This is a genomic window from Dyadobacter sp. SRI_021 (genome assembly GCF_057586235.1).
The window spans coordinates 832951-852476 of the sequence record NZ_JBYCZM010000003.1; the positions used below are offsets into that span (position 1 = coordinate 832951).

Here is a 19526-nt window from a genome sequence, read left to right on the forward strand (position 1 = left end):
GGATTTTCAAAGTCGTTACTTCGTTACGAGCGGGTACACACGCACGTAATCGACTTCCATTTTTTGCGGGAAAATGCTGTCATCCACGCCCTTTTGTCCACCCCAGTTGCCACCGACGGCGACGTTTAAAATTAAATGAAAAGGCTTGTCGAACGGCCATTCAGGCCATTGGTAGGAAGCCTCCTTTTTGAATGTGAAATAGGCATTGCCGTCCACGAGAATTGTCACGGTTTCCGGCGTCCATTCGCAGGTGTACACATGAAAATCCTCCGAAAGACCTGCTACTATTACATTGTTACCCTTATTGGTTTTAATGGCGTGGTTAAATGCTTTTGTATGAATATTGCCGTGCACCCGGTCCTGGTCGAACCCGACGTGCTCCATAATGTCGATCTCGCCATTATCCGGCCAGCCTTTGTTGCCATAATCCTTCCCACTCGCCAGCATCCAGATCGCCGGCCAGGTCCCGCGTCCTTTCGGCAGCTTCGCCCTGATCTCGAATTTGCCATACGTAAAATCCGCTTTTCCCTTTGAAACCAGCCGAGCAGAGCTGTACTGCTGCTTGCCCGACGGTTCTTTAATGGCAGTGATCACGAGGTTGCCATTTTCGACTTTGGCGTTCTCGATTTTATCGGTATAGTTTTCCAGCTCATTATTCCCCCAACCATGGTCACCCAGGTCGTAGGACCATTTGGTCGCGTCGGGCTTGCCGGGCGTATTGAATTCATCCTGCCAGGATGGAGTGGAGGCGAATTCGTATTGTGGTGCGGCCGCTCTAGGCTTTTCTGACGGCTGGGCGCAGCTAGCAACTGTGGAAATCGCGATGATAACAATCGCTAATGTAAGTCGGCGAAGAGGTATGATGGTTTCTGGCATAGTTGTGAGTTACCCCTTTATGCTCTTTCGGTATGTTTTGGACCATTTGTTGACTTGGAAGTCTCCGGATCGCTTTCACGTTTTGGGAGATTATTCAAGTCGACGTTTCTTACAGCTCTTGCGAGGTCCCTTACTTTTTCGTCAACTATTTTCTGCTGCTCCGGGGTCAATTTGAAGTTTTGTCGCTTGTCCATAGCCTTGATTTTCTAATAAGATAGTGGTCGTAATCTACATTTGGTTCAAAGACAACCACAGCCAGACTTGCTGTGATGCCGTATACTTCATATTTCCCAGCTACATTCGCTAGTTCACGTGTAATGGCAATTCTGTATAGCCTGTGCCTGCGGGCATCACTTCCACGAAAACCGACCGCGGAATCGGGAAACTGGTTTAAGAAATCACAGACTATTTGAAAAACGGTGGCTAGTACTAGCTGAAGATCGCCGTTTCTGCTTTCTACCTGATCACTTAATTCGCCATTTTCTACGGGATCGAGCAACGCAACGTTGAAGATATTGGTGTTGCCAATCCGCTCAAACGAAACAGTTTTTAGAATTTTTTTATTCTCACTAACACTCTCAAATTTATAAATGAGCCCATCAACGTCGATTTCGAACGGGTAGCCCCTTTTATCCATAGATTAACGATTTATAGTGTGTTCTGAAATGCGGTCAAACATATTAAATTTTTCTATAACCCAAATTATAAATTGCTAAACCCCAGCATTTAGTGAAATCCTGTGGTTTTCATGCTTAATTTTGTAGCCCGCTTGTCGTTTTTATGTAATGAAGGAAATAAAGTTGAGTACGGAAGTTGCCCTGGATGTCCCGGATTGGAAGATTGATCATCAAACTAAAATACTAACCATCGGCTCTTGCTTTGCCGAGGTGTTGGGGGGGCAATTGGCTGATTTTAAATTCGATGTGCTCAATAATCCGATGGGTACGGTTTTCAATCCGCTGACGATTTGTAAGATCCTTGACAGCGCGGTGGAAGAAAAAAGACCTAATCCCGCATTGTTTCTTCAAAATCCGGATCAGATCTGGCTACACCACGATTTTCATTCTTCGCAATGGGCGAATGGTCAGGCGGCGCTGGATGCACAACTTTCAGATAAGCTGGACGAAATCCGTGAATTCCTCGCAGAGGCGGATTTACTGGTGATTACGCTGGGCACGGCGTACGCCTATCGCCACAGGAAGACGAATCTGATCGTTGGTAACTGCCATAAAGTGCCGGCCGATCGTTTTATCAAGGAACTTCTCCATTTCGATCAGATAGCGATTGCATTTGAACAGTTAATCCAAAAATTGATACCCTATAACCGCAAGCTGCGGATATTGCTCACGGTAAGCCCCGTGCGTCACACGCGCGACACGCTTCCGCTCAACCAGGTGAGTAAGTCGACGTTGCGTCTGGTAGCCCACCGGCTTTCGGAGAAATACAAGCATGTGGAGTACTTTCCGTCATACGAGATCATGATCGACGAATTGCGCGATTATCGGTTTTATAAGGAAGACATGATCCATCCGAGCAGTATTGCGGAAGAATACATTTTCAATGCATTTGCAAACAACTATATCGAAGCGGACTCATTGAAATTCATGAGCGAATGGGCATCCGTCCGGGACACGCTAGCGCACAGGCCGCAGCACGGCCTCACACCGGGGCATTTAAAAATGCTGAAATCGCTGTGGAGCAAGCTGAATGCGCTTTCAAGAAATCTGGACGTTTCGGCCGAAATGGAGGAAGTGGAACGCAGGATCGGAGAATTTCCGGGAATGTAACAAACTCATTAGCGGTATTTCGTGTTGCATAATATTAAGTCAAAGTACCAACCATAATAATGGGAGAATTTACAATCAATAAGGAAAAAGTATTGCAGGCATTGAGTACTGTGGAAGAGCCCGATCTGAAAAAGGATCTGGTGACGCTCGGTATGATCCAGGATATAGAAATCGGGGTGAACCAGGTGCGGTTTACCGTAGTGCTTACTACCCCGGCATGCCCCCTCAAAGAACTGATCAGAAAGAATTGCGAAAATGCGATCCACGAGCATCTGAGCCCGGAAGTGGAGGTGATCATCAAACTGACGGCGAATGTGACGACTACCCGGCACACAGGGCCATTGATTCCCGGCGTGAAAAACGTGATCGCGATCTCATCCGGCAAAGGTGGGGTAGGTAAATCGACGGTGACGGCCAACCTCGCGATGGCATTACACCGCTCGGGCGCGAAAGTGGGTATTATTGATGCAGACATTTCAGGTCCATCGATCCCGGTGATGTTTGGCGCGGAGAATATGCAGCCCACGATTACACCGAAAGACGGCAAAAACTATATTAACCCGATCCGCCAGTATGGTATTAAGATGATGTCGATCGGCTTCCTGACGCCGCCGGACAGCGCGGTAGTGTGGAGAGGTCCGATGGCGAGCCAGGCATTGCGGCAGTTTTTTGGGGATACTGACTGGGGCGATCTGGATTACTTGTTAATCGACCTGCCTCCGGGTACCAGCGATATTCACCTGACATTGGTACAAACCGTTCCGGTAACCGGCGCGGTGGTGGTAACAACTCCCCAAAAAGTGGCCCTGGCCGATGCAATCAAAGGTCTGTCGATGTTCAAACAGCCGCAAATCAATGTCCCCGTTTTAGGTGTGATTGAAAATATGGCCTGGTTTACGCCGGAAGAGCTGCCGGATCACAAATACCATATTTTTGGCAAAGGCGGCGGGCAATCATTGGCAGATAAATTCGATGTGCCGCTGATCGGTCAGATTCCATTGGTACAAGGCATCCGCGAGGCAGGCGACGACGGCCGTCCGGCGGTAATGGACACCAATCCAATCGTGAATGAGGCATTTAGGGATGCCGCTGAGGCATTGGCACAGCAGATTGCGATCCGCAATGCATCACGTGAGAAGACAAAAGCTGTTGAAATCCAGGTTTAGCAGTTAGTAACTGAATGATTTGATTTTTTGGATATAATCTTGCATCTTAGCAGACAGACTTTTTAAAAATGGATTCAAAAGAAAAAACCATAGAATTGATCGAGCAGGCGCTCGAAACTGTGCGTCCTTACCTGCATGCAGACGGAGGTGATGTGAAATTGGTGGAGCTGACGGACGACATGACTGTGAAGCTGGAATTGCAAGGCTCCTGCCAAAGCTGCCCGATGAGCGCAATGACATTCCGCGCAGGCCTGGAAGAATCGATCCGGAAGGCGGTGCCTAACATTAACAAGGTAGTATCCTCGAATGTGCCGGAGCTGGCATAACAGCGGAAAATTGATATCAAATATTGATCAAAAGCAGTTTCCTGAACGGGAAGCTGCTTTTTGCGTTTTAATCTGCGCGCTAAATAGGCAGAAATTGATTCCTCGCGATTAGTCGCTTATATTGCGGGCATCATTGGGATGCATTAATCAGGAATATCAACATGCGTATCGGAATTTTTTTTGGAGGTCCTTCCCGCGAACGGGAGATATCATTTGCAGGTGGTAAAACAGCATTTGAATACCTCGATAAGTCACTTTTTGAGCCGGTACCGGTTTTTGTGGACAGCTTCGGCAGGTTCATTCTGTTGCAAAAGGAATTGATGTATTCGTCTGAGATCCGGGAGTTCTATCCCGCGCCGGGCATTCAAAAAGATGGTTTCAAAACCTATATTGAATCTTTCCCCGAACTGGCCGCGGCCAGTGTTTCTGCTGAAATCGGTAAATTGATTTCACCTGCCGAATTCAAGGAGCATTTCGACTTCGCGTTCCTGGCCATGCACGGCCCCGACTGCGAAGACGGCGCGATCCAGGGTTTGCTGGAATGGTATAAAATCCCGTACAGTGGTCCCGGTCTGATGGGGTCGGCTGTCGGAATTGATAAAATATTACAAAATGAAATGATTGCCCTCGTGAACGGGCAGGAGAAAAAGAGCTGGACACTCAAGTACAGCCAGTGGGTTCCCAAGGATTATCCATTGCTTTTCCAGGTTTTGAAAAAACATTTGGGACTGCCGCTGGTCATTAAGGCCCCGCACCAGGGCTCGTCGATCGGCGTTGCGATTGTGAAGGAGGATTCTTTGGAAGAATTCGTGTCTGCTGTAAATCAATGCTTTTTCCAGATTGAGCTCGATGCGGAGACGTGGAAGGAGCTGGATGAAGCCGAAAAACTGGCCTGGGGGCAAAAAATCGCTAACCTGGACGAAGGTATCGGTTTCCCGGTGATCCTGGACGGAAAGACGATCTACCATCCTACGACCTTGATCAGCGAGCTGGAAATTTACTTCTCTGAAGGCAATGACCATGCGTTACTGAGCAGTTCCAATGCGGAAGACCAGGTATTGGTGGAAGAATTTGTGAACGGCCAGGAATTTTCCTGCGGCTGCATCCAGTTTGACGACGGTTCGCCGCTGGCATTGCCGCCGAGCGAGGTGATTAAAATGGTGCAGGTTTTTGATTTCAATACAAAATATAAGCCTGGCGCAAGCCGCAAGCGAACTCCGGTGGATACTACGCTCGAAAAGAACCAGGAAATCCAGCAGATGATCGCCTCGACCTTCCAGCAACTGGGTATCAATGCCTGTGTCCGGATCGATGGCTTCCTGACAGAAAATGGTACCATCCTGCTCCATGATCCAAATACGATCCCAGGTATGTCGCCTACCTCCTTCATCTTCAAGCAAATGGCGGAGATCGGTTTGAACGTAACCCAGGCATTGACCTACCTCGTCCGCCAGTCCCTGCGCGAGCGCATACGTACGGGCAAGCACACATGGGCGCTACGCGCGCTGCTCGCGAAGCTCGACGAACGTATTAATGCCGGTGTTGCAGCCCAAAAACCGGTTGAACACATTGTTTTCGACGCTACCGATGAAGCCTACGTAGAGGCGCGCCGTCGTTATGGCCTGCTGAATGCCGGAGGAAAAGTGAAGCCGGTACCTGTACTGAAAGCTTCCGACGGCCTGTTTTATCAATTACCCAATCCATTGATGTTCAAGGAGTATATTTCGGATGTGGAGGAATTGCTGCACGCCGAACGCGACCCGCTGTTGGTTGAAACCTCGAAAAAAGCGGCTGCGCTCACTCGTTTCTACGCGGGCGAAGTTTCCTACGACATTACGCAGACTGCTGACCCTGTAATTTAGTAGTAAGTATTCGATGGTAACTTATTACGACTCATTATGAGCCGTTTATGCGCCATTTTGTAGCCGCTCGAAACCGTCTCCTGGATTGTTAAATTTTTTCAATTTTCTTCCGGTTTCTGGTGTTTTTGAAAGCCGGTTTTCTAAATTGGGTAATTATTGAAATTCATTCCTTTCGAAAAATTGACGGATTAATGGCACAAGGAGCTGAAAAAGTTAGGTTAAGTCTTCAAACAGAAAATAAGGGATGGAAGAAATGGGGACCTTACTTATCGGAGCGCCAATGGGGCACGGTACGGGAAGATTATAGCGGTAATGGCGATGCCTGGAACTATATTACCCATGAAATGGCCCTTTCCAAAGCATACCGCTGGGGTGAGGACGGGATCGGCGGTTTTTCTGATAACAAGCAACATATATGTCTGTCTTTCGGGTTCTGGAACCATAAGGACAAAATACTGAAAGAGCGCATTTTTGGTCTGACTAACCGCGAGTCGAATCACGGGGAAGATGTGAAGGAGATGTATTATTATCTCGATAGCACACCTACACATTCGTACACCAAAATGCTGTATAAATATCCGCAGCAGCCGTTTCCTTACGACAAACTGCGCCAGGAGAATGGTCGGCGGGGCAAACAAGATCCCGAATACGAGATCATGGACACAGGTGTGTTTGATAACGATGAATATTTCGATATTTTCATCGAGCACGCCAAGGCCGACGAAGAGGATATTCTGATGAAGGTGACGGTTTTTAACCGGGGTAAGGAAGATGCGCCGATTACCGTGCTACCGCAGATTATGTTCCGGAACACCTGGTCGTGGGGTTACGAAGCTTTCAATTACAAACCGATCATGAATGGCATTTCAAACCGCCTGATCGAAGTAACACACCGGAAGCACGGGAAATATAACCTTTACCTCGACGGCGCGGATGAATTGCTCTTCTGCGAGAATGAGACGAACTTCAAAAAGCTTTACGGTACGGCGAACAATACCGCTTATCCGAAGGATGGTATCAACGACTACATTGTAAGCGGTCAGAAATCGAATACGGTTAACCCGAACAACATTGGGACAAAAGCAGCTGCCCGTTTTACCCGGACAATTAAGGGCGGCGAAAGCGCTACTTTTCGCTTGCGATTTGTAAACCACTCCATTTCAGAGCCTTTCGGTGGTTTTGAAGATTTTTTTAACAAAAGAATCCGCGAGGCTGATGAATTTTACGATGACTTACAGCGCGACGTAACCGACGCCGACCTCCGCTCGATTCAGCGGCAGTCTTATGCCGGGATGCTTTGGAGCAAGCAATTCTATTATTACAACGTATACGAATGGCTGAAGGGCGACCCAGCACAGCCAGGGCCGAACCAGGGCCGTAAGTGGGGCCGTAACTCGGGTTGGAAGCATTTATATGCGGCCAATATTATTTCAATGCCTGACAAATGGGAATACCCGTGGTTTGCAGCCTGGGATTTGGCCTTCCATTGTGTGCCGCTGGCAAGGGTGGACGCCGATTTTGCTAAAAGACAACTCGAAATCCTTCTGCGGGAGTACTACATGCATCCGAACGGGCAGATACCCGCATATGAATGGAATTTTTCCGATGTAAACCCGCCGGTGCACGGATGGGCGACCTGGAAAGTCTACGAGATCGACCGGGAGCAGAATAATGGCGTAGGGGATATTGAATTTTTGGAAAAGATATTCCACAAACTGCTGCTGAACTTCACCTGGTGGGTCAATCAGAAGGACGATACCGGTAACAATATTTTCAGCGGCGGCTTCCTGGGACTCGATAACATCGGCGTATTCGACCGTTCGACGCCTATGCCGTTCGGTGGTAAGCTCCAACAGGCGGACGCGACGGGCTGGATGGCGATGTATACATTGAATATGCTGCGCATTTCTGTGGAAGTGGCGCTGGTACACGGTGTTTACCAGGATATGGCTTCCAAATTCTTCGAGCACTTCCTGCACATTGCAGGTGCGATGGAGTCGATAGGAGGTAAAAACTCGTCGATCAGCCTTTGGGATGAGGAAGACCAGTTTTACTATGACGTGATCCATATTCCGAATGGGCAAAGCATTCTACTGAAAGTCCGCTCGATCGTAGGGTTGATACCGCTATTTGCGGTGGAAATCCTTGACCCGCAGAATCTGGACAAGCTTCCGATCTTCAAAAGACGCGTAGAATGGGTATTGGCCAACCGGCCGGACCTGGCACGTTTGATTTCCCGCTGGTTTGAATCAGGTAAGGGAGAAAACAGATTGCTGTCGATCCTGCGCGGCCACCGGATGAAAATGATCATGAAACGGATGCTCGATGAGAGCGAGTTCCTGTCCGATTACGGTGTGCGTGCATTGTCCAAATACCACGAGGAAAATCCCTACAAGTTTTACATCAACGGGGAGGTATTGCAGGTTGATTACACGCCTGCGGAAGCTTTGACCGACATTATGGGTGGCAACTCCAACTGGCGCGGGCCGATCTGGTTCCCGCTCAATTACCTCATTTTTGACTCACTGATGAAATTTCATACCTATTATGGTGAGGATTTCATGATCGAATACCCGACGAATTCCGGCAACCTTACAACGATCAAAGACGCGGCATTGGCCATTGCCTGTCGCCTGATTGATATTTTCAAGAAGGATTCGGAAGGGAAGCGCGCGGTGTATGGTCATGATGAGAAAATGCAGAAAGACCCTAACTTTAACGATCACGTTCTGTTTTACGAATATTTCCACGGTGACAATGGGCGCGGATGCGGGGCGAGCCACCAGACCGGTTGGACGGGCCTTGTTGCAGAATTGATCCATAAAACCGCGAAGGAGCAGTTCTCGGCAATTGAGAAGGAACCGATGGAGATTAGCAAATAGGAACGGTACATACATTTTAAATTCTCTTAATTAATTCTATTTAACTCGATTATGACTGCAAAATTGGAACCGAATGTGATGACCAAAGTGAGCAGCTGGCTCAACGGTGATTATGATATCGATACGAAACAATCCATTCAACAATTGATCGATGAAGGCAACGATACTGAATTAACGGATGCGTTTTATAAAGACCTCGAATTCGGCACAGGCGGATTAAGGGGCCTCATAGGCATTGGTTCCAACCGCATGAACCGCTACACCGTGGGTACGGCTACCCAGGGATTGGCTAATTATCTCAACAAGGCATTCCCGAACGAGGCAAAAAGTGTGGCCGTAGCTTACGACAGCCGTATCAAATCAGATGAGTTTGCGAAAATTATCGCGGATATTTTCTCGGCAAATGGCATTTCGGTTTACCTTTTCGAAGGCTTGCGCCCGACACCGGAGCTTTCTTTCGCAATCCGCCTGCTGGGCTGTAAAAGTGGGGTAGTGGTGACAGCATCGCACAACCCGAAAGAATATAATGGTTACAAAGCGTACTGGACCGACGGTTCGCAGGTGGTGGCGCCGCACGATACCAATATTATTAACGAAGTAAATGCGATCACGTCGATCGACCAGGTGAAATTTGATGGCGATGCCTCGAAAATTACTAAAATTGGTGCCGAGGTGGACGAAAAATACATCAATCATATTCTTTCCCTTTCCATTTCGAAGGGTGCATTGGAACGCCAGAAAGATCTGAAAATCGTTTATACGCCATTGCACGGAACCGGAGTGACGCTGGTGCCGCAATTGCTGGCCAAAATGGGTTTCGAAGCAGTGACGGTGATTGAAGAACAGGCGGAACCGAAAGGTAACGGCCAGTTCCCGACGGTCGTTTATCCAAATCCGGAAGAAAGCGAAGCCATGTCCAAAGCGGTGGAAAAAGCGAAGGAAATTGATGCGGATCTGGTAATGGGTACCGACCCTGACTCCGACCGTGTGGGTATCGCGGTGAAAAACCACCACGGAGAAATCCAGCTCCTGAACGGAAACCAGACTGCCAGTGTGCTTATTTATTATCTCCTGAATGCGTGGAAAGACGCGGGCAAGCTCACGGGAACGCAGTTTGTGTGTAAAACCATCGTTACCACCGACCTGATCGACAAAATGGCGGCCGCTTACGACGTGAAATGCTACAATACACTTACCGGCTTTAAATACATCGCACAGGTAATCCGCGAAAAAGAAGGACAGGAGCAATTTATCGGCGGCGGCGAGGAAAGCTACGGTTACCTCATCGGCGACGCGGTGCGCGATAAGGACGCAATCGCTTCCTGCGCGATGATCGCGGAGCTTACTGCTTATGCGAAAGACAAAGGGCTGAGCCTCTTCGATATGCTGATGGAAATCTACAAACAGTTTGGTTTCTATTACGAAGGGCTGATCTCACTGACCAAAAAGGGTAAGTCAGGCGCCGACGAAATCCAGCAGATGATGGCCGATTTCCGTGCTAACCCGCCAAAAACCATCGCAGGATCGCCGGTTGTGAGAATGGACGATTACAAAGCATTGACCACAACGGATTTCAAATCGGGTAATACGGTTGCTATTCCGTCAGGTGAAATGGGTATCGAATCTTCGAATGTATTGCAGTTCTTCACCGAAGACGGCACGAAATTCACTTGCCGTCCATCCGGTACGGAGCCGAAGATCAAATTTTATGTAGGAGTGCGTGCTGCGCTGGAAAAGAACGAGGATTTCGACAGTGTTTATGCTTCCTTGAAAGAGAAGGTGAAGGCGATAGGCGAGGAGCTGAATTTGAAATAATGCCTTATTGATAGTTTAATAAATGCGAAGGCGGCTCGTTTGGGCCGCCTTCGCATTTTATTGGGCGTAAACCACAATGTATTTTCGCCTGGCGTTATCTTCCAGTAAGGTTATCCGTTCGACTCTGGAAAATGGGATGTTATTCAGCTCGGTAAATGTGGAAGGGTTTGTGTTCAGGTAAAAAGTGGCATTTTTATGGTATTCCGATACGTGTAAAGTATTGTCGGCTGATTTGCCGAAACCGTTTTTGTTATAAAAATTCTCCGCGGATGCCCCGGTCAGAACTTGCCGTGTAAATGTGTTTGCCGTGTGCGTTCCAAGGCTTTGCCCGAGCTTGTATTCGAAATAGGCTACTTCATTTTTCTTTGCGATAGCGAGGGCTTGTTGGTAATCTTGTTCCATTTCCTTGCCGAGGGGGTCGGGAGGGAGTTGTCCCATGCCGCTTCCCTGTTCGGAGATATATCCCGAGTAGCCTTTCATAGGCTCAAACTCGCTGTTGGCGTGTTCTTCTCCTGTTCCAAATCCATTTTTGGTGTTAATGCGGACTGATACGGCGGTAATGTATTTTTGTAATGGATCGAATTGCAGTTGATTGATCTGGAACTCCTGCCCGAACTTTTGAACCTCCGCTTTGATTTCATTGATATCATCCCAGGTCATCATCGGCGTGATAGCCCAATACAAAGTTTGACCCACGATCTGTACACCCTTCACTTTGGGCTGTTTCGCACTCTGAACCGTGTCAAGCACTTGATCGGCAAGCGTTGCGTGTAACGGAAGCGGACTAGCTTCTTCGTTTTTCACCGAGTTCGAAACGGAATCTTGCGTTACAACGGGTGGTAAGATCACTTCTCCGACCAGCGGCTTCACTAACGGCTTGATCACCTCAGGCGCTAGCTCAACAATTTGTTCCCGATATGGGGCCACGAAAGCCGACGAAAGATAGACTAATGCTACCACAGCTGCATATTTGCCCCAAACCAGGTAATGCGAAGGCTTCCGGTTCATCATTTGAATGCGTTTTTTGAGCAGCGACCGGGCAAATGAGTTGGTCAGCGGCAGTTCCCGCGCTTGCAAGACTGCATTCAATAAATTGTATTGGTATTGCTTTTTCTCAAAACCACTATCCAGCACAGCGCGGTCGGCGAGGTATTCGAGGTTTTCCTGTACTAATCTTTGATGAACCCATGCAAACGGGTTGAACCACAGACAAATCTTCTGGATCTCGGCCAGCAGCAAATCGGCGCTGTGCCATTGCCGCGCGTGTTCAGCCTCGTGCGCGATGATATTGCGCAGCTCGCGACCGGAATGCTTCGAAAGGTCGAGCACTATCCATTTGAAAAACGAGAAAGGTGAAACGCCAGCCACATGCACGACGGAAGGGCCGTCGGGGTGCTCTTCGTTCCGGCCGCGGGCAACCAACAGGAACAAGCGGCAAATCTGAAAAAGGAAATACCCTGCCATTACGAGCATGCCCGAAAAGTAAATGGCACTAATCCAATCTGCGGCGTTCATTGCCGGTAACGTTGCTTCTGTAGATGCCGCGAAAGGCTGTGATTGAATGGTCGCAATCGGTGCACTGAGCATCGGCAGCTTCCCCACTACTTTCGGAATGCTGTGGTGGAAGTCGGTTTGTACCCCCACAGGACCCCAGCTGGGCAGGCTGATCAATGGTAATGTCCATGAGGCGGCTACATTGAGCCAGAGCAGCACACGATTAAGCTTCGAAAACGTTTCAAACTGGATCAGCCAGCGATAGGCCAACGTGAGCACGGCCAGCACGAGGCTGACTTTCATGAGGTAAGGGATCAGCATAAGTCGGCGGATGAATGTGATACATCAATACTCTATTCTCCTTCTTCGATCATCCGGATGATCTCGCGCAGATCGTCCGGCGTCACTTTTTCCTGCTTCGCGAAATAGGCAACCAGGTCCTTGTAAGAATCGTTGAAATACCCGCCAACGACCTTGCCCAAGACAAAATGATTCTGGTAATCCTCCTGCTTCACGACCGGAAAGTATTCATAGGTATTCCCGAATTGCCTATGCGATACATAACCCTTTTCTTCCAAATTCCGGATAATGGTCGAAACGGTGTTGTAATGTAGCTTCGGCTCGGTGAAAAGCGGAAGCATATCTTTAACAAATGCGGTGCCCAGCTTCCATAGCACCTGCATGACTTCCTCTTCTTTGTTGGTGAGCTTTTCAAGTTCCATGTCGTAAATATTAAAACTATTTTTATAGTTAACAAACTATTTTTCTAGTAATGGTATTTCCCGACGAAAACTTGAAAAGAAATACATGCACAGGGTAAGGCCAGATACACCGCTGGGTAATCAATATGTTACCTTTTGTTGTCTTATGATGACTCTAAGTGATACTTTTTAAAGAACGAATTGTAAATTACATGTATCATATAACGACACCTAGCTAACGCATGATGAAAAAACTACTTCACAACAACGCAATGTTGCTGTACCTGACGATGGCTTTCTGCTGGAATGCCGTTCGGGCACAAAACGGTCCGGTGACGGGGATAGTCACGGACAAAGACGGTACCGAGATTCCGGGCGTCAGTGTAAGCGTCAAAGGGACTTCGCAAGGCACTTCCACCAACGAAAAGGGGGCGTATTCGGTGCAGGCCGGACCAGGGGCTGTATTGGTATTCAGTTTTATTGGTTTTAAAAAGCAGGAAGTCGTTTTGGGTAATCAGCGTTCCAATGTGAATGTGCAATTGGAAGCCGATGTGTCGATACTCGACGAGGTCGTGGTTACTGCACTCGGGCAGACGCAGGAAAAGCGGGCGATCGGCTATTCGGTGCAGTCGATCCGGTCGGATGAAATCAAAGAGTCGGGCAATCCGAATATGGTGGGCGCATTGCAGGGGAAGATTGCCGGCGCGGTAATCACCGGCTCTGGCGGTGCGCCGGGGGCAGGGGTGAACATCATTCTGAGAGGCATTACTTCGCTCAGCGGGAGCGCCGATAACCAGCCGCTGTTTGTGATCGACGGCATAATCATCAGCAATGCTACTACGGCCGGCAACCCGCTGCCCAGCGCTGGTTCGGCCTCTCCCGGAGCTGCCGAGCAGTTTGCCAACACCAACCGAGCTGCCGATATCAACCCCGACGACGTCGAAAGCATTTCGGTACTGAAAGGCCCCGCGGCAACGGCACTTTACGGTTTGCGGGCTTCCAACGGCGCCATTATCATCACCACCAAGCGCGGAAAGTCGGGGAAACTCAACGTCTCGTTGTCGTTGTCAGGTGGGGTGGATGTGCTGGGCAAATCACCGGATATCCAGACGCGCTTCCTGCAAGGCCGTTTCGGAGAGTTTATCTCGCCAACCGAAGTACGCCAGCGGACGCCTTATCAGTCGTTCGGTCCGTCAATCATCGGTAACACTACCGACCGCATTTATGACAACTTCCGAGGGTTTTACCAAACGGGCTTTCGAACCAACAATAATATTACACTCGCCAAGGGAAGCGAAAAGGGCAACATTTATGTTTCAGCGGGACATAATTACCAGCAAGGCATTGTGCCGGCTACCTATTTTGAAAGGACTTCCGCCAAAATCGCCGGTACCTACAATTTTACGAAGCGCTTTTCGGCGTCGGGCTCGTTCAATTACATTCGCTCGGGTGGAAAGCGTCCGCCTGCCGGCGATAAATCGGTTTTCAGCGCATTGTCCTACTGGCCGAACACCTATGATGTGAACGACTATCTGAATCCCGACGGATCTTACAAGAACCTGTTGCCCGGTTTCACGGATAACCCCGTTTACCTCGTCAGAAAGAGCCCGCGGATAGATGCCGTCAACCGTTACATCGCCGACGTCACCTTGAACTACAACATTACCGACTGGCTGAGCGCCAAATACCAGATCACGATGGATGCGTTCAACGAGAGCCGCAAGCGGCAGGTCGATAGTACTTTCGATGTAGGCACGGCCGTTAAGGGCTTTTTAATTAAGGAAAATATCAATTACCGCGAAATCAACTCTAATTTATATGTGACGGCCACCAAGCAGCTCAACGAAAGTTGGAATGGCTCGCTGATGGTGGGAAATTCGGTGGTAGGCAGCAAGCGGCCCGACAGCTATTACGAGCGCGGTGAAGGTTGGAAGGCACCTTTTACCGACGAGATCAGCAGCTACCGTAACCAGCAAAAACGTTTTTACTCACCGCTGCAATACCGGATCGTGAGCTTCTTCGCAGATGCCAAACTGAGCTACAAGGACATTCTCTACCTGAATGCGACGGGGCGTAACGATATCGTATCGACGCTTCCCAAGGCCAATAACTCGTTCTTTTATCCTTCATTCAGCGCCGGGTACATTTTTACCGAAAATCTTCCTAAAAATAGTATCCTCAGCTACGGGAAGCTCCGCGCATCGTGGGCGCAGGTGGGTAAAGGTACGGACCCGTACGTGATAGGCGTGTATTACGAGCTGGCCGACAACTTTCCGTTCGGCAACACGGTACCCGGCTATGTCCGCCGGTCTACCACGGCGGCGGACAACCTCAAACCCGAGCGTACCACCTCCATTGAGTTCGGTACCGAGCTGCGTTTTTTCAGGAACCGGCTCATGCTCGATGCGACTTATTTTACAATGGATAGTAAGGATCAGATCGTTCGCGCGCCGGTTTCGAACGTGTCGGGGTATTCATTTTATTACACCAATATCGGCCTGATCCGAAACAAGGGCATTGAGTTGCTGGCCACTTTCAAGCCGGTGACAACTGGCCGTTTCACCTGGGACATGTCATTGAATTTTACAAAAATGTCGGGTAAAGTGATCGAGATGCCGGATGAGCTGGAAGAAATATCCTATTTCGATAATGGCAGCCGTGGCGTGCTGAAAGTGCGGGAAGGCAGCAAGCTCGGCGAGCTCTGGGGCCTCGATTACCTGCGTGCGCCGGATGGCCAGTTGCTTATTCAGCCGAACGGTTTCCCGCTTACCAGCCAGGTGACTGTTCCCTGGGGCAATGCGTTACCCGATTGGACAGCCGGACTTACCAACACCTTCAACTACCGCGGATTGGGTCTTTCGTTCCTACTGGAATGGCGGCAGGGCGGTGATGTGGTCGATCTGGGCGAGCGCAACGCATTTCGCGCAGGGTCGATCGAGATTACAGGCCGGCGCTATGAACGGGTAGTATTTAAAGGCGTTGTCGAACAAAAAGGGGCGGACAACTCGGTAACATACGTTCCCAACACCAAGTCGGTGGTGCTCGATGATGCGTTCTACAACCCGTCGACAGCGCGTTATATGGGCAACTCGGCGCAGTTTAATATTCAGGACGGTTCGTGGTTCCGTTTGCGGACGGTGAGCCTTTCCTATGCGATACCGAAAGCGGCATTGGCCCAATCGATTTTCAAGGGAGGTGTTCGATTCAATTTTACTGGTACAAACCTCTTTTTAAATACACCATTCCGCGGGTATGATCCGGAAGCCCTCACGTTTGGCTCGGGGACCAACATTATTGGCTTTGTGGGACGGAACAATCCGGCTACACGCAGTTTTCAGTTGGGTATCAATGTCAACTTTTAGGAAAACATGAAAAATATCAGATACATATTCAAAATACTGCCTCTGCTGCTTCTGTTGCTGACAGCCTGTGATAAATTCCTGGACGTCAATACGGACGGAACCCTAAAAGGCGACGCGACTATGCAGGAGCTGTTGCCTACCGCCCAGTTCTACACCGCCGAAGCCAGTTTTCAGCAGGCTTATGTGGCTTGTCAGTATGCGCAGCAACTGGGCAGTGCGCTGGGTGCTAACGGCATTGATACGTATGCCGAAACGGATAATACACTGGGCTGGTCAAACCTTTATCTCTATGCATTGCCGCAACTGAATGCTATTATCAAAAAAGGGCAGGAGGAAGCCTCGCCGGCCTATGTAGGTATTGCAAAAGTGCTTACGGCCTATAATCTCGGCCTGGCGACCGTCAATTGGGAGAACGTGCCATACAGCCAGGCCGATCAGAAGAATTTCTCTCCCGCGTACGACACGCAGGAACAGATATATGCGACCATTAACAAACTCCTCGACGAGGCGGTGACCGAGCTCAGTGGTAGCACCGGTGCCAAACCTGGCCAGGATGACCTTATTTACCAGGGGGATCTGGGCAAATGGACCCGGTTGGCCTATTCGCTGCGCGCCCGTTACCTTTGGCATGGTTCATTGCGGAATCCCCAACAGGCCGCACAGGGGGCGCTTGCGGCATTGGAAAAGGGTATGAAGGGAAATGAAGATGATTTTCAATTGCAGTATAATTCCAAAAACCTCAGCCCCTGGTATAGTAAAGTGGCTATTCCGAATACGACGGGTAACCTCTCGGTCACGTTTTCCAATACGATTGTGGATCTTTTTAATGGCACCACTCAGGGCGTTGCCGACCCGCGCCTATCGAAAGTGATTGGGTTGAAAAACAACCAGACGGTCTATTCCGGCGTGATACCGGGCTCCGGCAGCGGCTCCACGGTCGATCTGAATAACAAAGCCTGGCATTCGAATATTAATTCACCGCTGGTTATGATGACTTATTCCGAGCTGAAAGGGATCGAAGCGGAAGCGAGGTTGACCGGCAATGCAGGCGGAGGTACCTCGGCGGCCGGATATGCGGCTTATCAGGAGATGATTTCTGCTAATATGAAAAAAGTAGGTGTTGAGCAGGCTGATATTGACAAATTCCTGAAAGACGCCAAGATCGATGTAGGTGCTTCCAGGCTGACTGCGAAGCAAATCGTTACCGAAAAGTTCAAATCCATGCTGCTTATCGGTGATATCTGGACGGATATCCGAAAATATGACTACCTGGATTTCCCGATGCCGACCAATCCGAACCCCGATTTGCAGGGCAAACGCATTCAACGGATGAAATACCCCGATTCGGAAATTACCCGGAACTCCAAAACTGTGCTTGCTAACCAAAAAGATCCCGAAGTGCAGATGTGGCTGATCAACAAATAGACTTTTAAAACAGAAATAATATGAAACTGATCTTGAAATATATTCTTGCCTGCCTGGTTTCCATGGTGATACTTACCAGCTGCTATAAAGAGCCGGATTTGTTCGAGGAGTTGTTGGTCAGTAACGGGAAGGTCGCCCAGATCGCCGTTGTCTGGCTTGGCGATGCGAAAGTCTATAATGCGGCCGGCGTGCTCCAAACGACTATCACGGTGGATTCGCTCAGTACCGTGAATGTGAATATTGAATATACGTCGGAAGTAGCTGTTAAGGAATTCAAAATCTATTCCGCGCCGACGGCCTCGGGTTCGCAGACACTTATTGCGACCGTTCCCGCTGGTGCTCAGAAGTATGATGCAGAGCTGCGCAATTATGTTATGAAAGTGCCCATTACGGCGCCAAAGGGCAAAAACGTGACTTCGATCATTTTTGCTGAGATTGTTGCTGAAAATTCATATGCCTCGTCCCAAAAGACAGCCACATTAAAAACAAAGCCTTAGCTGAAAGTGAAAGGGATATGCAACGTTTGGAGGGTATTTGGGGTATCGGTTCAAAGTTTACAAACTCCTCATTTATCTTTGAGGTTTAAAGCTCTGAATATCCGATGCACCCCTTTTTGAACCGCATATCCCTTACCCGTTATTTATTGCTATTGGTCGTGATTGTTCTCGCGAGCGCAACTACGTACGCGCAACAGAATGGTACAGTTACGCTTACCGGAAAGGTTACCGACGAGAAAACCGGTAAACCGCTGCCTTTCGCCAATGTTTTCATTAATAATTCGACCATAGGGACCAATTCCGACGAAAACGGCAATTATCGTTTGCCTGGCCTCGCGGTGGGTAACCTCGAACTGGTGGTATCGTTCCTGGGCTACGAAACCATGAAGCAAACGCTCCGCTTTGAACAGCCGGGGACCAAGACAGTTATTTTCAAATTACGCGAAGGGCAGGAGTTGAAAGGGGTGACTATTGTGGCAAAAAAGAATAAGAAACGCGAGAGGCATTTGAAAATCATTATTCGTGAGCTGTTGGGAAGGGGTAAATTCAGCAAGTTGTGTAAAGTGCTGAACCCGGAGGTATTGCGGATATCGGAAGACGACGATGGGCATCTTGGAGCGCAGACAACGAAGCCGCTGATTATAGAGAACTACGCATTGGGTTACCGCATTCACCAGGATCTGGATGATTTCGATTATTTCAATGGAAAGGTTTACTATGGCGGTGCCACGCGTTTCGAGCTTTTGACCCCGAAAGATGACGCGCAGCGCAAGCAATGGCGCGCCAATCAGAAAGAAGCTTATAAAGGTTCCCTCAAACATTTGCTGACGAGCATGGTGTCCGATAGTTTGCAGGAGCAGGGTTTCAAGGTTTTTCAGGTAATTCCGGATTCTCTCCGCATTTTTAAATCGGTCAGAAGCGTCAACGGATATAACACCATTAATAATCATATCCACAATCGGATCGAGCCTGTGCGCGGTATGCGCCTGGTGCGCCCGGGAGAGCTGCCCACCGAGCGATTGGTGGTGTCGCGGACGCAGCTGGAAGTATTTAACATGAACAAGCACGGCAAGTCGCCCTATTCGGATATGTCCTATGCTTATACACAGATAACATTTCCGCAAGGTTACATGGTTACAACACCGCAAGGATGGGTTGTAATGCCCATGGGTTTTGAAATTGCCGGCGACCTTGGCAACGACCGTTTCTCGAACCTTCTTCCCGCTGACTGGAAGCGTGACGAATAATCATCCTTCTTTTTACGTATAGCAATCTCCGTAGCTAATGATTGGGTTACTCACCTTTTTGTGAGTGAACATAGCATTGTGCTTAA

General features: G+C 49.0%; 14 protein-coding genes. 10 read left to right on the forward strand and 4 right to left on the reverse strand.

Annotated elements, in window-relative coordinates:
- Positions 1-15: 15 nt before the first annotated feature.
- Both AC2YIT_RS12740 and AC2YIT_RS12745 read right to left on the reverse strand, forming a co-directional pair.
- Complete coding sequence (locus tag AC2YIT_RS12740; RefSeq protein WP_430845137.1) at positions 16-876, reverse strand: glycoside hydrolase family 16 protein; 861 nt, start codon at positions 874-876, stop codon at positions 16-18.
- Positions 877-1042: 166 nt separating this feature from the next.
- A complete protein-coding gene (locus AC2YIT_RS12745) occupies positions 1043-1513 on the reverse strand; it encodes a DUF6934 family protein (protein WP_430845138.1) in 471 nt (156 codons plus the stop codon).
- A 148-nt stretch (positions 1514-1661) separates the two neighbouring features.
- Here AC2YIT_RS12745 and AC2YIT_RS12750 point away from each other — a divergent pair, with 148 nt between their 5' ends.
- From AC2YIT_RS12750 to AC2YIT_RS12775, 6 genes are all read left to right on the forward strand, one after another.
- Positions 1662-2663 carry a GSCFA domain-containing protein gene (locus AC2YIT_RS12750; protein ID WP_487279407.1) on the forward strand — a complete coding sequence of 334 codons (1002 nt, stop codon included), beginning with the start codon at positions 1662-1664 and terminating at the stop codon, positions 2661-2663.
- A gap of 59 nt (positions 2664-2722) precedes the next feature.
- Positions 2723-3829 (forward strand): Mrp/NBP35 family ATP-binding protein, encoded by a 1107-nt coding sequence (locus AC2YIT_RS12755; RefSeq protein WP_487279408.1) that lies wholly within the window; start codon positions 2723-2725, stop codon positions 3827-3829.
- Between the two features lie 68 nt (positions 3830-3897).
- Entirely contained in the window at positions 3898-4155 is a 258-nt protein-coding gene (locus AC2YIT_RS12760; RefSeq protein ID WP_430845143.1) for a NifU family protein, read from the forward strand.
- A 161-nt stretch (positions 4156-4316) separates the two neighbouring features.
- Positions 4317-6017 (forward strand): D-alanine--D-alanine ligase family protein, encoded by a 1701-nt coding sequence (locus AC2YIT_RS12765; RefSeq protein ID WP_487279409.1) that lies wholly within the window; start codon positions 4317-4319, stop codon positions 6015-6017.
- A gap of 191 nt (positions 6018-6208) precedes the next feature.
- A complete protein-coding gene (locus AC2YIT_RS12770; protein ID WP_487279410.1) occupies positions 6209-8899 on the forward strand; it encodes an MGH1-like glycoside hydrolase domain-containing protein in 2691 nt (896 codons plus the stop codon).
- Positions 8900-8950: 51 nt separating this feature from the next.
- Positions 8951-10714: a phospho-sugar mutase gene (locus tag AC2YIT_RS12775; protein WP_430845148.1), complete on the forward strand. Its 1764-nt coding sequence runs from the start codon at positions 8951-8953 to the stop codon at positions 10712-10714.
- 57 nt (positions 10715-10771) lie between these two features.
- Here the strand turns inward: AC2YIT_RS12775 and AC2YIT_RS12780 are convergent, their stop codons facing one another.
- Entirely contained in the window at positions 10772-12529 is a 1758-nt protein-coding gene (locus AC2YIT_RS12780) for a M56 family metallopeptidase (RefSeq protein ID WP_487279411.1), read from the reverse strand.
- Between the two features lie 32 nt (positions 12530-12561).
- Positions 12562-12930: a BlaI/MecI/CopY family transcriptional regulator gene (locus AC2YIT_RS12785; RefSeq protein ID WP_430845152.1), complete on the reverse strand. Its 369-nt coding sequence runs from the start codon at positions 12928-12930 to the stop codon at positions 12562-12564.
- 221 nt (positions 12931-13151) lie between these two features.
- Between AC2YIT_RS12785 and AC2YIT_RS12790 the strand changes: the two genes are divergently transcribed.
- The 4 genes from AC2YIT_RS12790 to AC2YIT_RS12805 all read left to right on the forward strand — a co-directional run bounded on the left by AC2YIT_RS12790 (position 13152) and on the right by AC2YIT_RS12805 (position 19440).
- Positions 13152-16271, forward strand: a complete 3120-nt coding sequence (locus AC2YIT_RS12790) for a SusC/RagA family TonB-linked outer membrane protein (RefSeq protein ID WP_487279412.1) — start codon at positions 13152-13154, stop codon at positions 16269-16271.
- A 6-nt stretch (positions 16272-16277) separates the two neighbouring features.
- Positions 16278-17696 carry a SusD/RagB family nutrient-binding outer membrane lipoprotein gene (locus AC2YIT_RS12795; protein WP_487279413.1) on the forward strand — a complete coding sequence of 473 codons (1419 nt, stop codon included), beginning with the start codon at positions 16278-16280 and terminating at the stop codon, positions 17694-17696.
- Positions 17697-17716: 20 nt separating this feature from the next.
- Complete coding sequence (locus AC2YIT_RS12800) at positions 17717-18193, forward strand: hypothetical protein (protein WP_430845156.1); 477 nt, start codon at positions 17717-17719, stop codon at positions 18191-18193.
- A 116-nt stretch (positions 18194-18309) separates the two neighbouring features.
- On the forward strand, positions 18310-19440 hold the full coding sequence (locus AC2YIT_RS12805) for a carboxypeptidase-like regulatory domain-containing protein (protein ID WP_487279414.1): 1131 nt from the start codon (positions 18310-18312) through the stop codon (positions 19438-19440).
- Positions 19441-19526: the final 86 nt, after the last annotated feature.